The organism is Cohnella sp. (genome assembly GCF_041641335.1).
In the GTDB taxonomy this organism is placed as follows: Bacteria; Bacillota; Bacilli; order Paenibacillales; family Paenibacillaceae; genus Cohnella.
The window spans coordinates 1-3,387 of record NZ_JBEPYQ010000175.1 but is presented as its reverse complement, the minus strand read 5'-3'; the positions used below and the strand labels follow the sequence as shown (position 1 = coordinate 3,387).

Annotated in this window: 2 protein-coding genes; one reads left to right on the top strand and one right to left on the bottom strand. The window is 56.4% G+C overall.

Annotation, left to right across the window (positions count from 1 at the left end; all coding sequences use genetic code 11):
• Positions 1-324: 324 nt before the first annotated feature.
• A complete protein-coding gene (locus ACESLM_RS30380; protein ID WP_372638448.1) occupies positions 325-2,598 on the bottom strand; it encodes a helix-turn-helix domain-containing protein in 2,274 nt (757 codons plus the stop codon).
• Positions 2,599-3,099: 501 nt separating this feature from the next.
• On the opposite strand from ACESLM_RS30380, the gene ACESLM_RS30375 reads away from it, so the two are divergent.
• The coding region (locus ACESLM_RS30375; protein WP_372638446.1) for a hypothetical protein at positions 3,100-3,387 on the top strand (288 nt) is incomplete at its 3' end.

Genomic DNA, 3,387 nt, shown 5'->3' with positions numbered 1-3,387 from the left:
CATCCCCCTTTTATTTCTGTTTAATGCAACCGCACGCTGTGAAGTCGAATTTGTTGAAGCGCTTTCAATCTTCACCTGTTCACCTCCTCGCAGGATGACTTCCTCCGCCTTGCGATGCTTCGTTCATCGGCGTGGCTGGAACCCATATTACGGCGTCCGCGGCGAATCGTAAATCGTCAATATTGACGATAAGCGTCACTTCTGATTCCCTCGCGCCGGCGCGCCGGATAAGACCGCCGCGATAATCAAAGCTGATAGGCATGAGCAAAAATGAAGCCCGGCCGTTCGACGGCAAAGCGCGAACGGCCGGGCTTCCCGGGAACCTTACGACGAACCGGCTTTCGCCGCCTTGTAGCCGCTCGGCGGCATCCCTTCGTATTTGCGGAAAAACCGATTAAAGCTCTGGATGTTGTAGTAGCCGACCTCCGCCGCGATCTGGGCGATCGTCTTGTCCTCGGGCGCAGTCAGCAGCTGCTTGGCCCTCTCGATTCGCAGCATGTTCATGTAGTCGATCAGGCTTTTGCCGGTCAGATCGTACAGAGCTTTACGCATGTAGGAGTAACTGATTCCGATTTCCTTGGCCATGTCTTCGAAGACGATATCTTCGCGATAGCGGTCGTTCAGGTAGAGAATGATTTTCTCCCCGTAATTGGCGTCCTTCTGCGGATTGCGCGCCAAACCGCTCACGAGCTCGCGAAAAAAATCTTTCATGTACGCATCCAGTTCGTCCAACGTATCGAGAGAAGCCATCGCCGAATAGACGTTGCCCCTTCCGGCGAGTATGCGGGCCGTATTGAGACGGCTTTCCCGCAGATGCTTGATCGTGACTCCGGCCAACTGGTTGTAGATGAACAGAATGTTGTCGTAGGAGACGGAATCGGCGGCCAGGATTTCGTCCCGGATCTGATTCAGTTCGTTATGAATGCCGTTGAAATCTCCCGCATCCAAGAAGTTGACGATCCGTCTCTCTCCATTGGCGGGGTAGATGTATTTGCCGCTGCCCTCCGGTTCTTGCGCAGGGTAGAAAATGCAGCCTGCTCCCTTGGTCATTCTCTGCTTGATCGCTTCGGCTGCCTCGGCCATTCGTTCCGATACTTCGGATCGCGTATCGGTTCGTCCGCTTAGGCCGATCGTGACCGAATGGCCGAGCAGCTCCAGCACTTCGTCGCGAATTCGGACAAGCGCGTCCCGGATGCCTCCGTGCACGCCCGTCGCCTCATCGTCTTCATAGTTGATGACGATGGCAAAGGCTCCTTCCCCCAGATAGACGCAACGCGCGGTCATACCGGGAGGAAGCAAGGTCTCGCATCGGGAAACGAGCAAATACCGGTGGTAGCTCCTCGTCTCTGGGCTGTGTTTGCGAACGTAGCGGCGATAGCGATCTATTGAGACGGCAGCGATCCGGTAATACGGCTCCTGGAACATCTCCACGGCCTGTCCGGTCACTTCTCCCCTCAACAAATTGTGAACCGCCAAACTGCGCGTATCCCGCTCCCGCTCCTTCAACAGCCCGCGCAAGCCCTCCTCCTCTTCCTGCATCCGCCTGAAAGCCGTATCGAGAAACGCCAGCTCGTTTTTGTTCGCGCCTCCCGGATGCCCCTTCTCCCGGATGGTTCGGACAAGCTTGCGAATCGGTTGGGAAAGCCAGGTTGCCAGCAGCACGGCCAGCCCCGCTCCGACGACAATAATCACGACGGTGATCAGGAATATGTTTCTCTGCAGCGAATACGTCTTCCTCATCAACTCGTCGACCGAATAAATCTGAACATTCCACCAGTTGAAGCGAGGAGAATACGACCAGGTGTATAGTAAGCGCTTTCCATCAACCTCGTGGAACACATGCCCTTCACGCGCATGCCCGCCTAAAATGCTCTGAATTTGTGGGAGACGGCTACCTTCCGTCAGCAGCAGACTCTTGTCATTGTGCGAGAGAATCGTGCCTTCCGAGTCCATCAGCACATAACCCCGTTCTCCCTTCTCCGACGATTGCAGATACCGGCCAACCTGGCTTTCGCGCAAATTAACGACGATCGTTCCACGCGTCGTGGTCGACAACCGGCTCAGAGGAAACACGTACGATACCACATGGAGTCCCGAGCTCAGCTTGCGCGGGTACCAGACTCCGCTGATGCCCTTTCTTTCGGTTAAGGCATCCTCCATCCAGCCGATCGGCTCGTAGCGCTCAAGCATCGTAATGCCTTTGTCCGTGGATACGACGTAATCCGCATCGTCAAGATAGAAGTAGGTGGAGTACACGCCTTCGACGCGGTGATTGAGGTTCAGAAGCTCCCCCAGCACGGAAAGCGCCTTGCTCATGTTGCCGTAATCCGTATTCAGTTCGGAAAACGACTCGTATGGGCGAATGCGATCGAAAATTTGTGTCGAAGCCAAACGGATCGCATCCTGGGCCAAGTTGCCTAAAGCATTCTCGTTCAGGTTGCGGCTGGCGTTCAGTCCCGCAAGCGAAGACTCGGCGATCGCGCTCTCCGAATTGCTCAAGATGCTCGTTCCGCTGTACCAGGTCAAGATGGCCGCCGGAACGGCCAGCACGCAAAACAGAATCAGCACCAGCTGCAACATCATCGGGATTCGTTTCATTCGTCCCCTCCTCCAATTCGCCGTAGACGCGCTCCTCTACACTTCCCCTCTACTCTTCCGTCTCGTCCGCGTCCTTCAATTTACTTTTTCATTAATTATAAGCAAAATTATAAATCAGGTCTACGCACGGTTGCTCCGGCGCAGGATAGCGGCTGTTCTCACGGTTGCTCCGACGCAAGATGGCGGCTGTTCTCATGGTTGCTCCGGCGCAGGATAGCGGCTGTTCTCACGGTTGTTTTCATGGCTGTTTTACCGCCTGTTTCGAATGGGAGTCCCGCGCGCCAACCGGGTTTGTGGCGCATTTCGGGTAAGGTGGGGGCTTTGGGCGGGGAATTACTCGGTTTTGCCGAACATCTCGGGGCGTGCGGATGGAGATACTCCAAAGGGAGTTAACCGGGGGCTCGGCTCTCCCTCCGTTTAAGGGGGGCCTTGTGAGCAGTGTGTTCATGTACGTGAATTGGTCTATAGCAGCATGAGATAAGCCCGCGGGGAGCGGGCTTATTGGGCGAGCCTGCGGGGCTACCCCGGCTCACCCATTTCGGCGGCGATAGCGGTCTGGGGGGCCGTTATTCCGACCGGTACACCCGGTTCGGCGGCGATAGCGGTCTGGGAGGCCGTTATTCCGATCGGCACACCCGTTTCGGCGGCGATAGCGGTCTGGGAGACCGTTATTCCGATCGGCACACCCGTTTCGGCGATGTTAACGGTCTGGGAGACCGTTATTCCGACCGGTACACCCGGTTCGGCGGCGATAGCGGTCTGGGAGGCCGTTATTCCGACCGGCACACC